Source organism: Streptomyces sp. CB09001, assembly GCF_003369795.1.
In the GTDB taxonomy this organism is placed as follows: domain Bacteria; phylum Actinomycetota; class Actinomycetes; order Streptomycetales; family Streptomycetaceae; genus Streptomyces.
This window is the reverse complement of the sequence record NZ_CP026730.1, coordinates 6,376,376-6,393,668: the sequence shown is the minus strand read 5'-3', so window position 1 is coordinate 6,393,668 and position 17,293 is coordinate 6,376,376. Positions and strand designations below refer to the sequence as shown.

The 17,293-nt window shown below is 72.7% G+C and carries 20 protein-coding genes; 5 read left to right on the top strand and 15 right to left on the bottom strand.

The genetic code is table 11. The features are described 5' to 3' along the window. Window positions 1-5: 5 nt before the first annotated feature. Window positions 6-284, bottom strand: a complete 279-nt coding sequence (locus C4J65_RS29610; protein ID WP_011030977.1) for a DUF6158 family protein — start codon at window positions 282-284, stop codon at window positions 6-8. A gap of 62 nt (window positions 285-346) precedes the next feature. On the opposite strand from C4J65_RS29610, the gene C4J65_RS29605 reads away from it, so the two are divergent. Beyond that, a complete protein-coding gene (locus C4J65_RS29605) occupies window positions 347-1,468 on the top strand; it encodes a Vms1/Ankzf1 family peptidyl-tRNA hydrolase (protein WP_115745161.1) in 1,122 nt (373 codons plus the stop codon). Between the two features lie 30 nt (window positions 1,469-1,498). Here the strand turns inward: C4J65_RS29605 and C4J65_RS29600 are convergent, their stop codons facing one another. Next, a complete protein-coding gene (locus C4J65_RS29600) occupies window positions 1,499-3,118 on the bottom strand; it encodes an ATP-binding cassette domain-containing protein (RefSeq protein WP_115745160.1) in 1,620 nt (539 codons plus the stop codon). Window positions 3,119-3,241: 123 nt separating this feature from the next. On the opposite strand from C4J65_RS29600, the gene C4J65_RS29595 reads away from it, so the two are divergent. The 3 genes from C4J65_RS29595 (at window position 3,242) to C4J65_RS29585 (ending at window position 5,902) form a co-directional block, all read left to right on the top strand. Then, window positions 3,242-4,747 (top strand): bifunctional phosphatase PAP2/diacylglycerol kinase family protein, encoded by a 1,506-nt coding sequence (locus tag C4J65_RS29595; RefSeq protein WP_115745159.1) that lies wholly within the window; start codon window positions 3,242-3,244, stop codon window positions 4,745-4,747. A gap of 108 nt (window positions 4,748-4,855) precedes the next feature. Beyond that, window positions 4,856-5,677, top strand: a complete 822-nt coding sequence (locus C4J65_RS29590) for a methyltransferase domain-containing protein (RefSeq protein WP_115745158.1) — start codon at window positions 4,856-4,858, stop codon at window positions 5,675-5,677. Between the two features lie 54 nt (window positions 5,678-5,731). Further along, window positions 5,732-5,902 carry a hydrophobic protein gene (locus tag C4J65_RS29585; RefSeq protein WP_115745157.1) on the top strand — a complete coding sequence of 57 codons (171 nt, stop codon included), beginning with the start codon at window positions 5,732-5,734 and terminating at the stop codon, window positions 5,900-5,902. Window positions 5,903-5,966: 64 nt separating this feature from the next. Here C4J65_RS29585 and C4J65_RS29580 read toward each other — a convergent pair whose 3' ends face one another. The 13 genes from C4J65_RS29580 to C4J65_RS29520 form a co-directional block, all read right to left on the bottom strand. Next, window positions 5,967-6,263, bottom strand: coding sequence for a gas vesicle protein K (locus C4J65_RS29580; protein WP_115745156.1), 297 nt, complete (start codon window positions 6,261-6,263; stop codon window positions 5,967-5,969). A gap of 1 nt (window position 6,264) precedes the next feature. Further along, window positions 6,265-6,447 (bottom strand): gas vesicle protein, encoded by a 183-nt coding sequence (locus tag C4J65_RS29575; RefSeq protein WP_115745155.1) that lies wholly within the window; start codon window positions 6,445-6,447, stop codon window positions 6,265-6,267. After that, on the bottom strand, window positions 6,444-7,238 hold the full coding sequence (locus tag C4J65_RS29570; RefSeq protein ID WP_115745154.1) for a GvpL/GvpF family gas vesicle protein: 795 nt from the start codon (window positions 7,236-7,238) through the stop codon (window positions 6,444-6,446). The genes C4J65_RS29575 and C4J65_RS29570 overlap by 4 nt, the downstream gene beginning before the upstream one ends. Further along, window positions 7,235-7,564, bottom strand: coding sequence for a gas vesicle protein (locus C4J65_RS29565; RefSeq protein WP_115745153.1), 330 nt, complete (start codon window positions 7,562-7,564; stop codon window positions 7,235-7,237). Before C4J65_RS29565 ends, C4J65_RS29570 begins: the two co-directional genes overlap by 4 nt. Further along, window positions 7,561-8,655 (bottom strand): SRPBCC family protein, encoded by a 1,095-nt coding sequence (locus C4J65_RS29560; RefSeq protein WP_115745152.1) that lies wholly within the window; start codon window positions 8,653-8,655, stop codon window positions 7,561-7,563. The genes C4J65_RS29565 and C4J65_RS29560 overlap by 4 nt, the downstream gene beginning before the upstream one ends. Beyond that, window positions 8,652-9,359 (bottom strand): DNA primase, encoded by a 708-nt coding sequence (locus C4J65_RS29555; protein WP_115745151.1) that lies wholly within the window; start codon window positions 9,357-9,359, stop codon window positions 8,652-8,654. Before C4J65_RS29555 ends, C4J65_RS29560 begins: the two co-directional genes overlap by 4 nt. Continuing rightward, the gene (locus C4J65_RS29550; protein WP_115746689.1) at window positions 9,356-9,619 is read right to left on the bottom strand and encodes a gas vesicle protein GvpG; all 264 of its coding nucleotides are present in this window, start codon (window positions 9,617-9,619) and stop codon (window positions 9,356-9,358) included. Before C4J65_RS29550 ends, C4J65_RS29555 begins: the two co-directional genes overlap by 4 nt. A 4-nt stretch (window positions 9,620-9,623) precedes the next feature. Beyond that, window positions 9,624-10,397, bottom strand: coding sequence for a GvpL/GvpF family gas vesicle protein (locus tag C4J65_RS29545; RefSeq protein ID WP_115745150.1), 774 nt, complete (start codon window positions 10,395-10,397; stop codon window positions 9,624-9,626). Then, on the bottom strand, window positions 10,394-10,831 hold the full coding sequence (locus tag C4J65_RS29540) for a gas vesicle structural protein GvpA (RefSeq protein WP_115745149.1): 438 nt from the start codon (window positions 10,829-10,831) through the stop codon (window positions 10,394-10,396). The genes C4J65_RS29545 and C4J65_RS29540 overlap by 4 nt, the downstream gene beginning before the upstream one ends. A 71-nt stretch (window positions 10,832-10,902) precedes the next feature. Next, window positions 10,903-11,268 carry a gas vesicle protein gene (locus C4J65_RS29535; RefSeq protein ID WP_115746688.1) on the bottom strand — a complete coding sequence of 122 codons (366 nt, stop codon included), beginning with the start codon at window positions 11,266-11,268 and terminating at the stop codon, window positions 10,903-10,905. 100 nt (window positions 11,269-11,368) lie between these two features. Further along, on the bottom strand, window positions 11,369-12,274 hold the full coding sequence (gene ligD / locus C4J65_RS29530) for a non-homologous end-joining DNA ligase (protein WP_162833642.1): 906 nt from the start codon (window positions 12,272-12,274) through the stop codon (window positions 11,369-11,371). Window positions 12,275-12,318: 44 nt separating this feature from the next. Continuing rightward, on the bottom strand, window positions 12,319-14,166 hold the full coding sequence (locus C4J65_RS29525; RefSeq protein ID WP_115745147.1) for a transketolase: 1,848 nt from the start codon (window positions 14,164-14,166) through the stop codon (window positions 12,319-12,321). Continuing rightward, window positions 14,163-16,091 carry an NAD(P)/FAD-dependent oxidoreductase gene (locus C4J65_RS29520; protein WP_115745146.1) on the bottom strand — a complete coding sequence of 643 codons (1,929 nt, stop codon included), beginning with the start codon at window positions 16,089-16,091 and terminating at the stop codon, window positions 14,163-14,165. The genes C4J65_RS29525 and C4J65_RS29520 overlap by 4 nt, the downstream gene beginning before the upstream one ends. A 183-nt stretch (window positions 16,092-16,274) precedes the next feature. On the opposite strand from C4J65_RS29520, the gene C4J65_RS29515 reads away from it, so the two are divergent. Beyond that, entirely contained in the window at window positions 16,275-17,237 is a 963-nt protein-coding gene (locus tag C4J65_RS29515) for an LLM class F420-dependent oxidoreductase (protein ID WP_115745145.1), read from the top strand. The last annotated feature ends 56 nt before the right edge of the window (window positions 17,238-17,293 follow it).

Here is a 17,293-nt window from a genome sequence, read left to right as displayed (position 1 = left end):
CTGGCTCAGCCACCGGGCGCGGCGGCCTGGCCGCAGCCGCGTTCCCGGGCGCCCTCCCGGGTGCGCCCCGGGGCCACCGGGCGCCGCGGGTTGCGGCGCAGCCACTCGCCCTCCAGCCGGGCCATGCGGTCGTTGTGGGCGCGCAGCGCGTCGTTCGACCCGTACAGCAGGGTGTCGTGGCGGGTGCGGTGGATGGTCTCCAGCTCTTTCATCAGCTGCTGGTCGTCCAGGCGGCCCGGGTCCACTCCGGTCATGGTGTCGTCCCGCGTGTCGTGTTCGTTCATGCGTCCCGGGTACCCGCCCCGCAGCACTACCACCCCCGAGCGGCACCCGGGAGGGCAGCCACATGGATCTCGCGTTTCTGCACCCCCTCTACGAACACCAGGGGCCCTGGGCCTCCGTCTACGTCGACCTCTCCCGGCACACGGAGGACACCCCCCACGAGCGTGAGCTGACGGCCGCCGCGGTGGCCCGGGAGCTGGCGGAGCAGGGCGCGGACGAGGCCACCTGCCGGGCGGTGCGGGAGGCGGTGGACGAGCTGCGGCACGCCACCGATCCGCACGGGCGGGCCCTGTTCGCGTGTGCGGGACAGGTGGTCCTCGATCCGCCGCTGGCCCGGCCCCCGTACGGCGGGACCACGGCCGACTGGGCCCCGCTGCCGCATGTCACGCCGCTGCTCGACCTGGCCGGCGAGGACCCGGTGTGCGTGGTGGCGTACATCGACCGCAAGGGTGCCGACTTCGAGCTGCGCTCCGCGCTGGGCAGCTCCGACGCGGGCGGCGTGACCGGCAGGCAGTGGCCGGTGCACCGCACGAGCAGCGCGGACTGGTCGGAGCGCCACTTCCAGCTCCGGGTGGAGAACACCTGGGAGCACAACGCGGCGGAGATCGCGGACGCGCTCGCCGTGTGCCAGGAGGAGACCGGCGCCGACCTGCTGATCCTGGTCGGTGACGACCGGGAGCGGCGCTCGGTGCACGAGCGGCTGCCCTCGCGTCTCCAGGAGCGCGTCGCCGAGGCCTCCCGCGGCGCCGGCAGCAGGCTGCTGGACGACGAGGTGGAGGGGCTGCGCGACGACCACGTCCGGGCCCGTGCCCGGGAGGATCTGGACCGGTTCCTGGCCGCCCGGTCGACGGACGACGAGGGCCGGGCCGGCGCGGCGGAGGGCGTGCCCGCGCTGGTCGAGGCCGCCCGGGAGCACCGCATCGACGAGCTGCTGGTCATCCCGGACGCCCCCGACACGCACCGCGAGGTGTGGATCGGCGAGGACGCCGACCAGGTGGCGGTGCGCCGTACGGAGCTGAAGACGCTCGGCGAGCAGAACTCCTGGTCGGCGCGGGCGGACGACGCCCTGCTGCGGTCCGCGGTGATGACCGGCGCGCCCGCGATCTCGGTGACGCCGGTGCTGCCGCCGGAGACCTCCCAGAAGGCGCCGGTGGGCGGCCTGGGGGCGCTGCTGCGCTGGAGGTGATCTCCCCGGGTCTCCTCCGGGGTCCGGACGTCAGCGGGCCCGCTCCACCCGCCGTTCGTCCCAGACCGGCTCCGGGGTCTCGCGCACCCGGCCGTCGCTGCCGAAGACCAGGTACCGGTCGAAGGAGCGGGCGAACCAGCGGTCGTGGGTGACGGCGAGGACCGTGCCCTCGAAGCCCTCCAGGCCCTCCTGGAGGGCTTCGGCCGATTCCAGGTCGAGGTTGTCGGTGGGCTCGTCGAGGAGCAGGGCGGTGACGCCCTGGAGTTCCAGCAGCAGGATCTGGAAGCGGGCCTGCTGGCCGCCGGAGAGGCGGTCGAAGGCCTGCTCGGCCTGCTGGGTCAGTTCGTAGCGGCGCAGCCGGGACATGGCGGCGCCCCGGTCCTGGGCGTGCTCGGTCCACAGGATGTCCAGGAGGGTGCGGCCCAGCAGCTCGGGGTGGGCGTGAGTCTGCGCGAAGTGGCCGGGCACCACGCGCGCCCCGAGCTTCCAGTTCCCGGTGTGCGCCACGTCGTCTCCGGCCAGCAGCCGCAGGAAGTGCGACTTGCCGGAACCGTTGGAGCCGAGGACGGCGACCCGTTCGCCGTAGAAGACCTCCAGGTCGAAGGGTTTCATCAGGCCGGTGAGTTCCAGTTGCTCGCAGGTGACGGCGCGGACGCCGGTGCGGCCGCCCTTCAGGCGCATCCTGATGTCCTGCTCGCGCGGCGGCTCGGGCGGCGGTCCGGCCTCCTCGAACTTGCGCAGCCGGGTCTGGGCGGCGCGGTAGCGCGAGGCCATGTCCGGGCTGTTCTCGGCGGCCTGACGCAGTGTCAGTACCAGCTTCCGCAGCTGGGCGTGCTTCTCGTCCCAGCGGCGGCGCAGCTCCTCGAAGCGGGCGAAGCGTTCCCGGCGGGCCTCGTGGAAGGTGGTGAAACCGGCGCCGTGCACCCAGGCGTCGGCGCCCGCCGGCCCCGGCTCGACCGAGACGATCTTCTCGGCGGCGCGGGCCAGCAGCTCCCGGTCGTGGGAGACGAACAGCACGGTCTTGCGGGTCTCGGCGAGCCGCTCCTCCAGCCAGCGCTTGCCGGGCACGTCGAGGTAGTTGTCCGGCTCGTCGAGCAGCAGCACCTCGTCGGTGCCGCGCAGCAGCGCCTCCAGGACGAGGCGTTTCTGTTCACCCCCGGACAGGGTGCGCACCTGCCGCCACTGGGCCTTGTCGTACGGCATCCCGAGCGCGGCGGTGGTGCAGATGTCCCACAGGGTCTCGGCCTCGTATCCGCGCGCCTCGGCCCAGTCGGAGAGCGCCTGCGCGTAGGTCAGCTGGGCGGCCTCGTCGTCCACGGTCATGATCCCGTGCTCGGCGGCGTCGACGGCGCGCGCGGCCTCCCGGATCCGGGGCGGCGCGACGGACACCAGCAGGTCGCGCACGGTCGTCTCGTCGCGTACGGAGCCCACGAACTGGCGCATCACGCCGAGGCCGCCGGTGACGGTGACGGAGCCGCCGTGCGCCTTCAGCTCCCCGGCCAGCAGGCGCAGCAGGGTGGTCTTGCCCGCGCCGTTGGGTCCGACGAGGGCCACCACGGCCCCCTCCCCCACCCGGAAGGACACGTCGCCGAGGAGCGCCCTCCCGTCGGGGAGGTAGTACTCCAGGTGCGCGGCTTCGAGGTGACCCATGGGACCGGATTCTGCGGCTCCGGGCGCTCCCCGGGCAAACCCATTTCCGTCGCGGCGCTCGAGCACCGGGCATGTGGCGCGGACCACCGGCAGGAATCGCCGCCCGCAGGGTAGGCGGGATCCATGAGTCCCGACGTAGACCTCACCGCCGCCACGCCCGGCCCGCATCCCCTCCGCAACGGTCTCCTGCGGCTGGACCAGCGGGCGTTCGAGGCCGTCGCCTCCCGCACCTGGCCCGGCGCCGACCCGCTGCTGCCCCGGTTGAGCCGCGGTGCCAACCACGGGGTGCTGTGGTTGGCGGTGGGCGCCGCCCTGGCCGCGTCGCGCACCCCGAGGGCCCGGCGCGCGGCCGCCCGGGGGCTCGCCTCGCTGGGCCTGGCCTCGCTGACGATCAACACCCTGGGCAAGCGCTCGGTCCGCCGGCCCCGCCCGGTGCTGGACCCCGTGCCCCTGGTCCGGCAGCTGAGGCGGCAGCCGATCACCACGTCCTTCCCCTCGGGGCACGCCGCGTCGGCCGCCGCGTTCGCGACCGGGGTCGCGCTGGAGTCCCCGGCGTGGGGTGCGGCGGTGGCCCCCGTGGCAGCCGCGGTGGCCGTGTCCCGGGTCTACACCGGGGTGCACTTCCCGAGCGACGTCCTGGCCGGTGCGGCCCTCGGGGCGGGGGCCGCGTTCGCCGTACGGGGCCTGGTGCCGACCCGGGCGCAGCACACCCCGCCGGCCCGGCCGCGGGCCGAGGTGCCCGCGATGCCGGGGGGCGAGGGGCTCGTCATGGTCGCCAACACCGGGTCGGGCACCTCGGACCGGGTGCGGGCCCTGTGCGACGCGCTGCCCGACGCGGAGGTCGTGGAGTGCGAGCCGGAGGACGTCCGGGCCGAGCTCGAGAAGGCGGCCGGCCACGCGCGGGCGCTCGGCGTGTGCGGCGGCGACGGCACCGTGAACGCCGCCGCCGAGATCGCGCTCCGCCACGGCCTGCCGCTCGCCGTCCTGCCCGGCGGCACGCTCAACCACTTCGCCTACGACCTGGGCGTGGAGGACGTACGGGACCTGTGCGGGGCGCTGGAGCGCGGCGAGGGGGTCCGGGTGGACGTGGGCCGGTTCGCCTCCGGCGGGCGGCGCGGTGTCTTCCTGAACACCTTCAGCCTCGGCGTGTACCCGGAGCTGGTCAACGAGCGGGAGCGCTGGTCGCCCCGGATCGGCGGCTGGCCGGCCGGGGTACTCGCCGCCGTGCGGGTGCTGCGCGCCGACCGGCACCCGCTGGAGGCCGAGGTCCGGGGCCGCCGGCGCCCGCTGTGGATGCTCTTCGCGGGCAACGGCACCTACCACCGCCGCGGGCTCGCCTCGGGGCGCCGGCTGGACCTGGCGGACGGGCAGCTGGACGTGCGGGTGGTGCACGGGGGCCGCCGGCCGGCCCTGCGGCTGCTGTCCGCGGCGCTCGCGGGTCCTCTGACGCGCTCCCCCGCGCACGCGGCGGTACAGGTGCCGCGGCTGCGCCTGTCGGGGGTGGCACCGGGCACGCTGATGGCGTACGACGGCGAGCTCACCGAGACGGAGGGCGACCTGACGCTGGAGAAGCTGCCCGAGGCGCTCACGGTGTACCGGCCGCTGCCCGGTGGCGGCCTGTTCTCCTGACACCACCCGCCTCTCCCGACACCCCGTCAGTCCATATGGTAAAACGGCGATCTCACCATGCGACTGGCGGGCGTACCGTGACCCCACTGTCGGGAGAGGGGATCGATCATGCCGAAGCCGCATGAGACCGCCGTCTACACGCACGGGCACCACGAGTCCGTGCTGCGCTCGCACACCTGGCGCACCGCCGAGAACTCCGCCGCCTACCTGCTCGGGTCCCTGCTGCCCCACATGCGGATCCTGGACATCGGCTGCGGGCCGGGCACCATCACGGCCGACCTGGCGGAACTGGTTCCGGACGGCCACGTCACCGGCGTGGACCGGTCGCCGGAGATCGTGGAGCGGGCCAGGGCCACGGCCGCCGCGCGGGGGCTGGAGAACACCGACTTCGCGGTCGCGGACGTGCACGCGCTGGACTACCCGGACGACACCTTCTGCGTGGTCCACGCCCACCAGGTGCTCCAGCACGTCGATGACCCGGTGCGGGCGCTGCGCGAGATGAAGCGGGTCGCGCGGCCCGGCGGGTTCATCGCCGTCCGTGACGCCGACTACGGGGCCATGACCTGGTACCCCGCGTCCCAGAGCATGGACGACTGGCTGGACCTGTACCGCCGGGTGGCCCGCGCCAACGGCGGCGAGCCGGACGCCGGACGCCGGCTGAAGGCCTGGGCTCTCGAGGCGGGGTTCACCGACATCACCGCGACCTCGGCCACCTGGACCTTCACCACGCCCGAGGAGCGGGAGTGGTGGAGCGGCCTGTGGGCCGACCGCACCCTGGCGTCGGCGTACGCGGAGCGCGCCACCGAGGGCGGCCATGCGACGCCGGAGGAGCTGCACGCCGCCTCGGCGGCCTGGCGGGATTGGGGAAAGCATTCGGAAAGCTGGTTCAGCGTTCTGCACGGAGAAATTCTGTGCCGAAAGGAAGCGTGACCGACGCCTGTTCGACGAAATCCGGGAAACCAGTACGACAGGAGGTTCAACATTATGGTTCCGCTTCTGCTCGTACTGCTTCTCGCGATCGTTCTTTTCGGCGTCGGATTCGCGGTGAAGATTCTCTGGTGGATCGCTCTGGCGGTTCTGGTCCTGTGGGTGATCGGTTTCCTGGCCCGCGGGACGACGGCCGGCGGCGGCAGGAGCCGCTGGTACCGGTGGTGAACGACCGGTGACGCACCACAGGTGACGAGGACAACAGGTGACGAGGCTGCTGCCCCGGGAGTGCTCACTCCCGGGGCAGCAGCGGTCCCAGCGGCCCGAGGTCCAGGTTCAGGTCCTCGGGCCGCAGTCCGTAGCGGTCACGCAGTTCGGTCATGCGGTCGTCGAGGAGCATCAGGGTGAGCCCGATCCGCTCTTCCTGGTCCTCGCTCAGATCGCCCTCGTCGACGCGGCGCAACGCCTGGCGTTCCATGAGCTGGCGCAGCAGTTCGACGACCGTCAGGACCAGCTTGATCAGGTCGCGCTCGACCGTGTCGGGCTCGAGGTCGAGGCGGCGCTTGCGGGGTTCGGCAGGTTCGGTCACGTCAGTCCCCGAACGGTGAGGGAACGTTGCGGTTGACCGAGCTGATCAGTGCGTTCAGGTCGACACGGACCAGGTCGACGTCCGCGATGCGCAGCGTGACGTCACCGGTGATGACGACTCCGCCCGCGAGCAGCCGGTCGAGCAGGTCGACCAACGCGATCTCGCGGCGCTCCACGACGGTCACGATCCCTCCTCCGCTGTCTCTCCGGCGAAGGAATAGGCCGCCCAGGGGCCGGTGAGTTCCACCCGGATTCCCGGGGCGTCGTCCTTCGTACGGTCCACCATTTCGACGAATTCCTCGGATGCGTCGCGGGCCACCAGATAGGCGGCATTGAGAACGTTCCGGCCGGCCGCACCGGAAAGGCGCGGGTTCTGCGGCGCGTGCAGCCGGGCGTCGTCGGCCCGGTCGGACAGCGTCGCGTGCAGACCGGTGGCGAACTCCTCGGCCCTGCTCCACAGGTCCTCGTTCGCCCGGGACTGCCGGCGCCGCTGCCGCAGGTAGTCCCGGCCCGAGGCGGGCTTCGGCGGGGGCTGGGCCGAGGCGGCCGACCGCTCGGACTCCGCCTGCCGCGCCGGATCCGCCTCGACGTACACCTTCACGCCCCACTCCACCCGGCCGTCCAGCCGGTCGAGCGTGCGCCGGAAGGCCGCCTCGCGCCTTTCCAGCATCACCCGTACGCCGCTGTCGTCCCTGAAGACGGTGGCCAGCCGGAGCGGCAGCGGGGTGGTGACGGCGGTGAGCGCGTCGACCACCTGCTGGTGGGCGCGGGCGGTGGCGGTCAGCCAGTCCAGGTCCTCCAGGTGGTCGCGCAGCGCCTCCTCGCCGAAGTCGGCCTCGGGCACATGGCTGACGACGGCGACCAGGTCTCCGTGCGGCAGCAGCCGGGGCGGGTCGTCCGCCACGCCCGTGAGCTGGGACTGGAGGGCCGCGCCGAAGGGGCGGCAGACGGCGTAGACGTAGCGCAGTCCGGTCACGGCGCCTCCTCCCTCGGTACCCGGCCCGGATCCAGCTCACGCAGGCGTTCGCGGAGCGCCGCGTTCTCCCGGGTGAGTTCGTCGCGCCGGGCGCGCGAGGACAGTGCGGGGTCGCTCTCCCACCAGTCGATGCCCATCTCCTTGGCCTTGTCGACGGAGGCGACGACCAGCCGCAGCTTGATGGTGAGCAACTCGATGTCGAGCAGGTTGATCCGGATGTCGCCCGCGATGACGACACCCTTGTCGAGCACCCGCTCCAGGATGTCGGCGAGATTGGCGCTCTGTCCCTGGCCATAGGGATCGGGCAGCCGGCTGGGGGTGGTCATCGACGGCTCCCGCCCTCGGCGTCCTCGTACTCGTACTCGCCCTCCGGCTCCTCTTCGTACGCGCCCTCCGGCTCCTCCTCGTACTCACCCTCGGATTCTTCCGCGTGCTCGTCCTCGGGTTCCTCCGCGTCCTCGTCCTCCGGTTCCTCCGCGTCCTCGTACGCGTCCTCGGGCTCCTGCTCCTGGTCCTGCTGGTCCCGGCGCTCCTCTTCCTCCTCGGCGACCGCGTCCTCGTGGCTGCGGACGACCTCGCCGTCGCGGATCTCACCGCGCCAGCCGTCGTCGGCCTCGCCCTTGAAGGTGATGTGGCGGACGTAGTTCTTGAGGTCGAGCCGGGCCCGGCGGCCCTGGGCGCGCCAGATGTTGCCGGTCTTCTCGAACAGGCCCTTCGGGTAGTACTCGATGACCAGGACGACCCGGGTCAGGTTGCCGGCGAGTTCGTGGAAGCTGACGACGCCCTTGGTGGAGCCCTTGGCCCCCTCCGACGTCCAGGAGATCCGGTCGTCGGGCACCTGCTCGGTGGTCGTCGCCTTCCAGCTGCGGTTGGACCACAAGACCTTCAACTGCCAGTCGGAGGACGTGTCGTCGGCGCGGTTCGCGCTCTTGACGCCCTTGGCGAAGGTGCTGAAGTCCTGGTACTGGGTCCACTGGTCGTACGCCGTGCGCAGCGGCACGCCCACGTCGACGTACTCGATGATGACGGTCGGCTTCTGGCCTCCACCGCCCTTCTTGTGGCCCTTGCCGCCGGTGAGGTTCTTGAAGGCGCCGACCACGTTGTCCTTCACCTTGCCCGCGCCGACCTCGAGGGCGGCCCTCATCGGACCCTTGCCCTCGGCGAGCTTGCGTCCGCCGTCGAGGGCGAGCTTGGCGAACCCCGGGCTGTTGCCCTCCGCGATGTCGTTGAGCTTGCCGGTGGTCTCGCCGAGCTTGGTGCCGACGCCGGTCAGCAGCCGGGTGGCCTGGGCGGCGAGGTAGTCCTGCACCTCGGCCTTGAGGCGGTCGGCCGCCTCGCTCTGCGCCATGTCGGCCAGCGGGTTCTTCTTCGCGGCCTTTCCGGCCGTGGAGGCCGCGGATCCCAGGGAGTCGCTCATCGCTCACCACCGTCCTTCGACCGCCGGGCGGCGGCGCTCCTGGCCCCTGCCGTCTTCTTTCCGGCCGCCTTCCTGGCGGGCTGGGCTCGCTCGGCCGCGGCCTTCTTCGCGGGAGTCTTGGCGGCGGCCTTCCTCGCGGGCGCCTTCCTGGGCGTCCTGCGCGACTCGGGCGGTGCCTTCTTCGCGGGCCGCTCACGCCGGGGTGCGCGCCGCTCCTCGGGCTCCTCGCGCTCTTCGGGCTCCTCGGATTCCTGAGGTTCCTGAGGTTCCTGAGGTTTTCGGGGTTCCCGGGATTCCTGGGACTCCTTGGGCTCCGAGTCCTCCGAGGCCTCGGAGTCACGGGAGTCGTCGGAGTCGTCGGATCCGATGCCGGTTGCCCGGGACGCCACGCCGGAGAGCTGGTCGCGCACCTCGGCGGTGCGCCCGTGCAGCCGGTCGGCGAGCGCGTCGATCTGCCGCTCGACCATGGCACCCGATGCCGCCTTGCCCACGCCCCGCAGGTCCGTGCGCAACTGGTCCCCGATCTCCTTGAACTGCGGATTGTTCTGCAGTTGGCCGGAGACCAGTTCGGCGACGCCCTTCGGGGTCAGGTTCAGCTTCTTGCCGGCCACCATGGTGCCCACGGCTACCGCGAGTTTCAGCTTCTTCGTACGTCCCAGCAGGTATCCGGCCCCTATGGCGAGGCCCAGTCCCACTCGATTCATGGTGCCGTCCCGTTGCCCAATCCCGCGCTCGTGCGCGTAGCGATCTCCAGCCGGTCCAGAAGTTCGTCCTCCTGTCGGTCGAACTCCTCATCCGTGATCTCACCGGCCTCCAACTGCTCCTCCAGGCGGGCAAGTTCGGCCCGTACCGTGGCGGGGTCGTAGTAGATCCGCTCCGCCTCCTCCAGCACCTGTCTGATGGCCCAGCCGCTGCCGCGCACCGGTGCGAACGGCAGCAGCAGGACCTCCGAGATCAGTCCCATGTCGTCACCCCGCTCCGGCGTCCGCACCACCGGCCGCCGTGCCCGCGGGCTCGGCCGGTCCGGGCTCGACGAAGCTGTACGGCGGCAGCGGGCCGTTCACGCGGACCTCAAGGTGCGGCAGCCGGCCGCGGGCCCCCTCGACGGCGGCGAGGAACTCGTCGGCCGCTTCCCGCTTCACCAGGAACGAGACGTTGGCCAGCCAGCCGGTGGACTCGGGGCCCACGCTCACGGCGTCGGCGACGGTCTCCAGAGCGCGCTCCAGCGCGGTGGCGTCCTCGGCCTCCTTGCCCTTGACCGCGGCCGCGACCATCTCGCCGAGCTGGATCTTCGTCTCGTAGGTCCCGCCGCCCGCCTGCCTGTTGGACTCGGCGAGGGCGCGGATCTCGGGGTTCTCGGCCATCACGTGGTGCAGTACGGCCTCTTCGACGTGGTTGGCCTTGACGTTGTACTCGACGCGGCCGTCCAGCGCCCCCAGGCGTTCCGCGTAGTGCTCGGCGCGCTCGGCGAGGACTCCGGTGACCGCCTTGTCGTCGGGGGCGATGCTGCCGAAGCGCATGGGCAGCACACAGCCATCGGCGCCGATCTCGCTCAGCACGTTCTGGTGGGCGAGCAGTTCCCTGCGCTTGGGGCGCAGTCCCTCGGGGGCGTCGCTGACGACGGCCGTCAGCTCGCCCTCCACGAGGATCCGCACCTTGCGCGGCGGGTCCCCGACCCCGCCCGTGCCCTCGGGAAGCGAGGGATGCGTGGCGGCGGTGATGCCGTAGACGTACGTACTCACTCCTGCTCCTCCTTCCGGCGCGAGGGCGCGGCCTTGCGGGCCCGCGGACGCGAGGACGTCTCACGCTCGGCGCCGCCGTCGTCGCGGGCCTGCTTGAAGGCGTCGGAGATCGTCTCGGCGGCGCCGGACAGCGCCCCCTTGGACTTGCCCCGGGCGCCGGACTCGGTCATCTCGCCGACCAGGTCGGGCAGGCCCGGGTCCTTGCGCGGCCCGGCCTCCAGGTCGAGCCGGTTGCACGCCTCGGCGAAGCGCAGATAGGTGTCCACGCTCGCGACGACGACACGGACGTCGATCTTCAGGATCTCGATGCCGACCAGGGAGACGCGCACGAATGCGTCGATGACGAGCCCTCTGTCCAGAACAAGCTCAAGCACGTCGTAAAGGCCGCTGCTGCCGCCTCCGCCGCCGGTCTGTTGTGCCGGTACGACAGTCATGCCTGCAGTTCCTCCATCTTGTCGGTGGTGTGGATGGTGTTCGCGGGTACGAGCGGGCGCCGTGCGCCGGCCTAGCGGCTGCCGCGGGGGTCGGCCCGACCGCGCTCGTAGCGCCGGGCGCGCCGGTAACCCGTGAGCTGTCCCTCGGCGTCCAGTTCCACCTGGTAGCTCGCCATCAGGCTCATGGTGTCGGGCACCCGCTCCAGTTCCAGGACCTCGACCTCAAGTGCCCAGCCCTCCTCCGTCTGCTCGAAGGACGACACGGACTCGGCGGTCATACCGGTGAGCTCCGCGAGCTGGGCGCGCGCCTCGCGCAGAACCTCCATCGGCTTGGGACGGCGCGACTCCTGTGATGTCTGTGACTTCTGAGATGTACGTGGCTTTCGTGAACTCTGTTGTGATTCTTGCGAGTCGGATGTGCTTCTCGTGTTCGACATGGCCACCTCCCCCTCCGTGTGGCCGCATGTGTGTTCGCCAAACCTCGCCGTGCGGCGCGGTCCCGCTCAGCCGCGCAAGGCGTCCAGGCGCGCAGGGCGTTCAGCCGCGCAGGGCGTTCAGCCGCCGCCGGGCGGGGCCCAGGGCACGGGGGCGGTTCATGATCCCGGCCCAGGGCCTGGTGCGGGCCTGCTCGACGGCGTCCGCGACGGTCCAGCGGCGGGCGTGCAGGGCTGGGTCGTCCAGCTGGTCCCAGGAGATGGGCGTGGCCACGGGAGCGCCAGGGCGGGCGCGGACGGTGAAGGGTGCGACGGCGGTCTGCGCGTAGGCGTTGCGCTGGATGTCGAGGTAGAGCCGGTCCCCGCGGTCCTTCTTGCGGGCGGCGGTGGTGAGCCGGTCGGGGTGGGCGGCGGCCAGGACGTCGGCGACGGCCCGCGCGAACTCCCGTACGTCGTCGAAGTCCTGGCGGCCGTCCAGCGGGACGACGACGTGCAGCCCCCGGGACCCGGTGGTCATCGGTGCCGAGGGCAGCTTCAGCTCGTCGAGCAGCTCGGCCAGCAGCCGGGCCGCCGCCCGCACCGCCTCGAAGTCGTCTCCGGCCGGGTCGAGGTCGAAGACCATGCGGTCGGGCCGGTCGAGCCGCCCGGTCCGGGACAGCCAGCGGTGCAGGGTGAGCGCGGCCTGGTCGGCGAGGTACACGAGGGTGGCGGAGTCGTCGCACACGGTGTGGCAGACGGTACCGCCCTCCTTGCCGACCTCGACGCGGTCGATCCACTCCGGGTAGTGCTCCGGGGTGTTCTTCTGCATGAACCGCGGTCCGTCGACGCCGTCCGGGTGCCGTTCCAGCATCAGCGGGCGGCCTCGCAACTGCGGCAGCATGAACGGGGCGACGGCACGGTGGTAGTCGACGAGATCGCCCTTGGTGTACTCCTGCGTGCCGCTCCCACCGGCCGGGAACAGCACCTTGTCCGGCCGGTGGACCTCCACCGTGTGCCGTCCGGCCCGCACGGTGCGTGCGTCGCTGCGGCTGCCGCCGGCGCTGCCGCTCCTGCTCACGGAACGATCGCCTGCTCCACGAGCATCCGGGCGGCCGCCTCGATGGACTCGGCGTCGATCCCCGCGGCGTGGAGTTCCTCCGCCGGGGTCGCGGAGCCCGGCATCGCCGTGACCGCGAGCCGCACCAGCCGGGGCACGGGCCGTCCGTCGCAGAACGCGTCCAGTACGGCGTCGCCGATGCCGCCCTCCCGCCGGTGGTCCTCCACGGTCACCAGGCAGCCGGTCTCCTCGGCCGCCGCGCGCAGGGTGGCCCGGTCGACGGGCTTGACCGAGTACAGGTCGATCACCCGGACCGGGATGCCGTCCGCTCCGAGGGCGTCGGCCGCGGCGAGCGCCTCGTGCAGGGTGACGCCGGCCGCGACGACGGTGAGCCGGTCGGAGTCGGAGGAGCGCAGCACCTTGCTGCCGCCGACGGGGAACTCCTCGTCGGGTCCGTAGATCACCTTGCTCTCACCGCGCGAGGTGCGCAGGTACCGGATGCCCTCCAGGCCGGCCATCTCGGCGACGAGGCGCGCGGCCTGGTTGGCGTCGCACGGGTACAGCACGGTCGAGCCGTGGACGGCCCGCATCATGGCAAGGTCCTCCAGGCCCATCTGGCTGGGCCCGTCCTGGCCGATGGCGACGCCCGCGTGGGAGCCGACGAGGTTGATGCCGGAGCCGCTGATCGAGGCCATGCGCACGAAGTCGTGGGCGCGGGTCAGGAAGGCGGCGAAGGTGGTGGCGAACGGCACCCGGCCGCGGGCCGCCATCCCCACCGCGGCGGCGACCATCTGCTGCTCGGCGATGTAGCACTCGAAGTAGCGCTCGGGGTGTTCCTTGGCGAAGAACTCGGCCCGCGTGGAGTCGCCGACCTCGCCGTCGAGGGCGACGACGTCCCCGCGCGCGGTGCCGACCGCGGCGAGCGCCTCCCCGAAGGCGTTGCGGGTGGCGATCTCGTCGCCCGGGTCGTATCGGGGCAGCTCGGTCTGTCCGGTGCCCGCCGAGTGCAGGGCCCGGGCGTCCTCGGGGGCGTGCACCCGCACCCTGATGTCGCGGGGACCGCCGAGTTCGGCGACGGCCTCCTCGGCCTCCGGCAGCGGCTTGCCGTGCTGGCCCTCGCGGTCCTCCACGGCCGCGACGCCCTTGCCCTTGAGGGTGCGGGCGATGATCGCGGTGGGCTGGCCCTTGGTGGACAGGGCCTCGCCGTAGGCGCGGTCGACGGCGTCGACGTCGTGGCCGTCGATCTCGATCGTGTGCCACTCGAAGGCCCGGAATCGGCGTGCGTAGGCGTCGAGGTCGTGGCCGTGCCTGGTGGGGCCGCGCTGGCCGAGCCGGTTGACGTCGACGATCACGGTGAGGTTGTCGAGGTGCTCGTGCCCGGCGTGCTCGGCGGCCTCCCACACCGATCCCTCGGCCATCTCGCTGTCGCCGCACAGCACCCACACGCGGTAGTCGGTGTGGTCGAGCCGCTTGCCGCACAGCGCGATGCCGACGCCCACGGGCAGCCCCTGGCCGAGCGAGCCGGTGGCCGTCTCGACCCACGGCAACCGCTGCGGAGAGGGGTGTCCCTCCAGGCGGCTGCCCAGCTTGCGGAAGGTGAGCAGTTCCTCGTCGTCGATGGCACCGGCCGCCTTGAAGGCGGAGTAGAGCAGGGGCGAGGCGTGTCCCTTGGAGAGTACGAAGCGGTCGTTGCCGGGGTGGGCCGGGCGCTCGAAGTCGTAGCGGAGGTGATTCGCCAGCAGTACGGCCATCAGGTCCGCGGCGGACATCGACGACGTCGGGTGCCCGGAACCCGCGGCGGCGGACGCCCGTACGCTGTCGACGCGCAACTGCTGTCCGAGGTCGACGAGTTCACCGGTGTTCATGTGTCTCCTTCCGCGGCACGTCCGTCGGTGCGCCTGACGGGGCCGGGGGCGATGTCGGGTCCGGGGGGCGGCTGGTGCGCCGGCGGCTCGGGACCGGGGTCGGTCGGCGGGCGCGCGGACCGGCTCGGTCCGGACGGGGCGGTGGGCCGCTTCCCGGCGGAGCCCGCGCCGGAGGCGCGGGAGGCCTTGCCCGGCTTGCCCGAGCCTCCTCGGGCGGGGCGCGGCCCGGCGGCCTCGACGGCGCGGCGCGGCTTGCCGGACGCACGGGGCGAGCCGGACTGGTTCCTCTTCGCCCGCTCACCGCGCGACTGGCTCCCGGCGGGCTCATCACCGGGCCGGCCCTTGGCCGGTTCACCGCCCGGCTGGTTCTTCGCGGGCTCACCGCCCGGCTGGTTCTTCGTAGGCTCACCGCCCGGCTGCTCGTTCGCGGGCTGACCGCCCGGCTGGTTCTTCGCGGGCTCACCGCGCGGCTGGTTCTTCGCAGGCTCACCGCCCGGCTGCTCGTTCGCGGGCTCGCCGCCCGGCTGCTCGTTCGCGGGCTGACCGCCCGGCCGGTTCCTCGCCTCGTCGCCGTCGGGGTGCTGCCCGGCTGCCCCGGCGCTCTCGCCGGTCCGCTCCGGACCTCCCGGCACCCGCGCGACCTCCGGGGACGACGACTCCAGCGGCACCGACCAGGACCGTACGAGACCCAGCTGTACGGCCTGGCGGGGCAGTACCGCGTCGAGCAGCCAGTCGGCGGCGACCCGCACGCGGTTGCCCGGCATCGCCGCGAGGTGGTACCCGCGGGTGACCGCACCCGCCGCCGGGCCGGACATCGGCACGCCGAGCGGGTTGGCCGCGGCCTTCGCGCCGCCGAGGTCCACGACGAACCCCATGTCCCGGTGGCGGTAGGCCCGCCGTTTCCCCCGGCCGAGCGAGGCGACGACGTTGTGGGCGCAGACCTTGCCGTGCCGCCAGGCGTGCTGTGCGGTCATCGGCGTGTACTGGCCCGGCTGGTTCAGGTCGGGCACCGCCGCCACGTCACCGCAGGCGAACAGCTCGGGCCGTCCCGGCACCTGGAGGTGGGGGTCGACGAGCAGCCGGCCGCGCTCCATGGGCAGGCCCAGGGACTCCACCAGCGGGTCGGGCCGCACGCCCACGCACCACACGAGTGTGCGGGTGTCGACGGTGGACCCGTCGGTCAGTACGACCCCGTCGTGCGTGGCCTCCTTCACGGAGGTCCCCATCCGCACGTCGACGCCCCGCTGCCGCAGTACCCGCTCGGCCGTGCGGGAGAGCCGTTCGTCCATCTCGGGCATGACCCGGGGCGCCACGTCGAGCAGCATCCAGCGCGGCCGCATGCCGGTGCGCATCGGGTGCTTGCGGACCTGCGCGTCGGTGTACATCGCGCCGTGCGCGGCGACCTCGGTGCCGGTGTAGCCCGCGCCGACCACGACGAAGGTGCACCGCGCGGCGCACTCGGCCCGGTCGTCGGCCGCGGCGGCCAGCTCCACCTGCCGGGTCACGTGGTCGCGCAGGTAGAGCGCCTCCGGCAGCCCGCGGAAGCCGTGGGCGTGCTCGGCGACGCCGGGGATGGGCAGCAGTTTGTTGACGCTGCCCGCGGCGAGTACCAGCCGGTCGTAGGGCAGCGTGCCCTCCTCGCCCTCCGGGCCCGTGTAGTGCACGGTGTGCCCGTCGAGGTCGATGCCGTCGGCCTCGCCGAGCACGAGCCGTACGTGCGGCAGCGTGCCCGACAGGGACACGCTGACCCGGCGCGGTTCCAGGATTCCGGCGGCGACCTGGGGCAGCAGGGGCAGGTAGAGGAAGTAGTCGGTCGGGTTGAGCAGGGTGATGTCGGCCTGGTGCCGGGTGAGCCGGGACAGGGTGCGGGCCGTCCGGTACCCGGCGAAGCCGGCACCGACGATCACGATGCGGGGTCGGCTCACGGTTCGCCTCCGGGCTGTCGCGTACCTCGTGGGCCTTCCGCGTCCCCTCGGCCGGGGCGGCCAAACGTCCGCGGGGAAGTCGCGGCACGTCCGCGAGGAACCGCCGGGCCGCCGGTTTCCGGCACCTCGCCCGGGTACCCGGCCCCCGACCCACCCCCGCTCCCTGCCCGGAGGCACCCCCTCATGCCCGAGTACGGCTATTTCCTCTCGTGCGAGCAGTACGGTCCCGCGGAGCTGATCGAGCAGGCCCGGATGGCCGAGCAGGCCGGATTCCAGGCGCTGTGGATCTCCGACCACTACCACCCCTGGAACGGCGAACAGGGCCAGAGCCCCTTCGTGTGGTCGGTCATCGGCGCCCTGTCCGACGCCGTGTCCCTGCCGATCGAGACCGCGGTGACCTGCCCGACCGTACGCATCCATCCGGCGGTGGTGGCGCAGGCCGCGGCGACCAGCGCGGTGATGACGAACGGCCGGTTCCGGCTGGGCGTCGGCACCGGCGAGGCACTGAACGAGCACATCTTCGGCGACGCCTGGCCGGCCGCGCACGTACGGCTGGAGATGCTGGAGGAAGCCATCCAGATCATGCGCCGGCTGCTCACCGGCGAGGAGGTCAACCACCACGGCACCCACTACACGGTGGAGAACGCCCGCCTGTACACGGTGCCCGACGAGCCGGTCCCGATCGACATCTCGGGCTTCGGCCCGGCGGCGACGAAGCTGGCGGCCCGGGTCGGCGACGGCTACATCACGATGATGCCGGACACCTCGATGGTGGAGCAGTACCGAAAGGGCGGGGGCGGCGGGAAGCTGGTCAGCGGCGGCACCAAGGTCTGCTACGACACCGACCGGGACGCGGCCGTGCGCACCGTGCACCGGCTGTGGGCCAACGAGCAGCTGCCCGGCGAGCTGGGCCAGGTGCTGCCCTCGCCGAAACACTTCGAGCAGGCGCAGACCCTGGTCACCGAGGACATGGTCCGCGACAGCCGGGTGTGCGGCGACGACGTGGACGAGCACGTGGCGGAGCTGAAGCAGTTCGCCGACGCCGGCTTCGACCGGGTCTACGTCAACCAGATCGGCCCGGATCTGCGCGGCTTCTTCGACCTCTACCGCACCAAGGTGCTGCCGCAGCTCCAACAGGCCGCCTGACACGGACGGGACACTGGGGTACGCCCGCACCGATGCCGTCGGTGCGGGCGTACCCC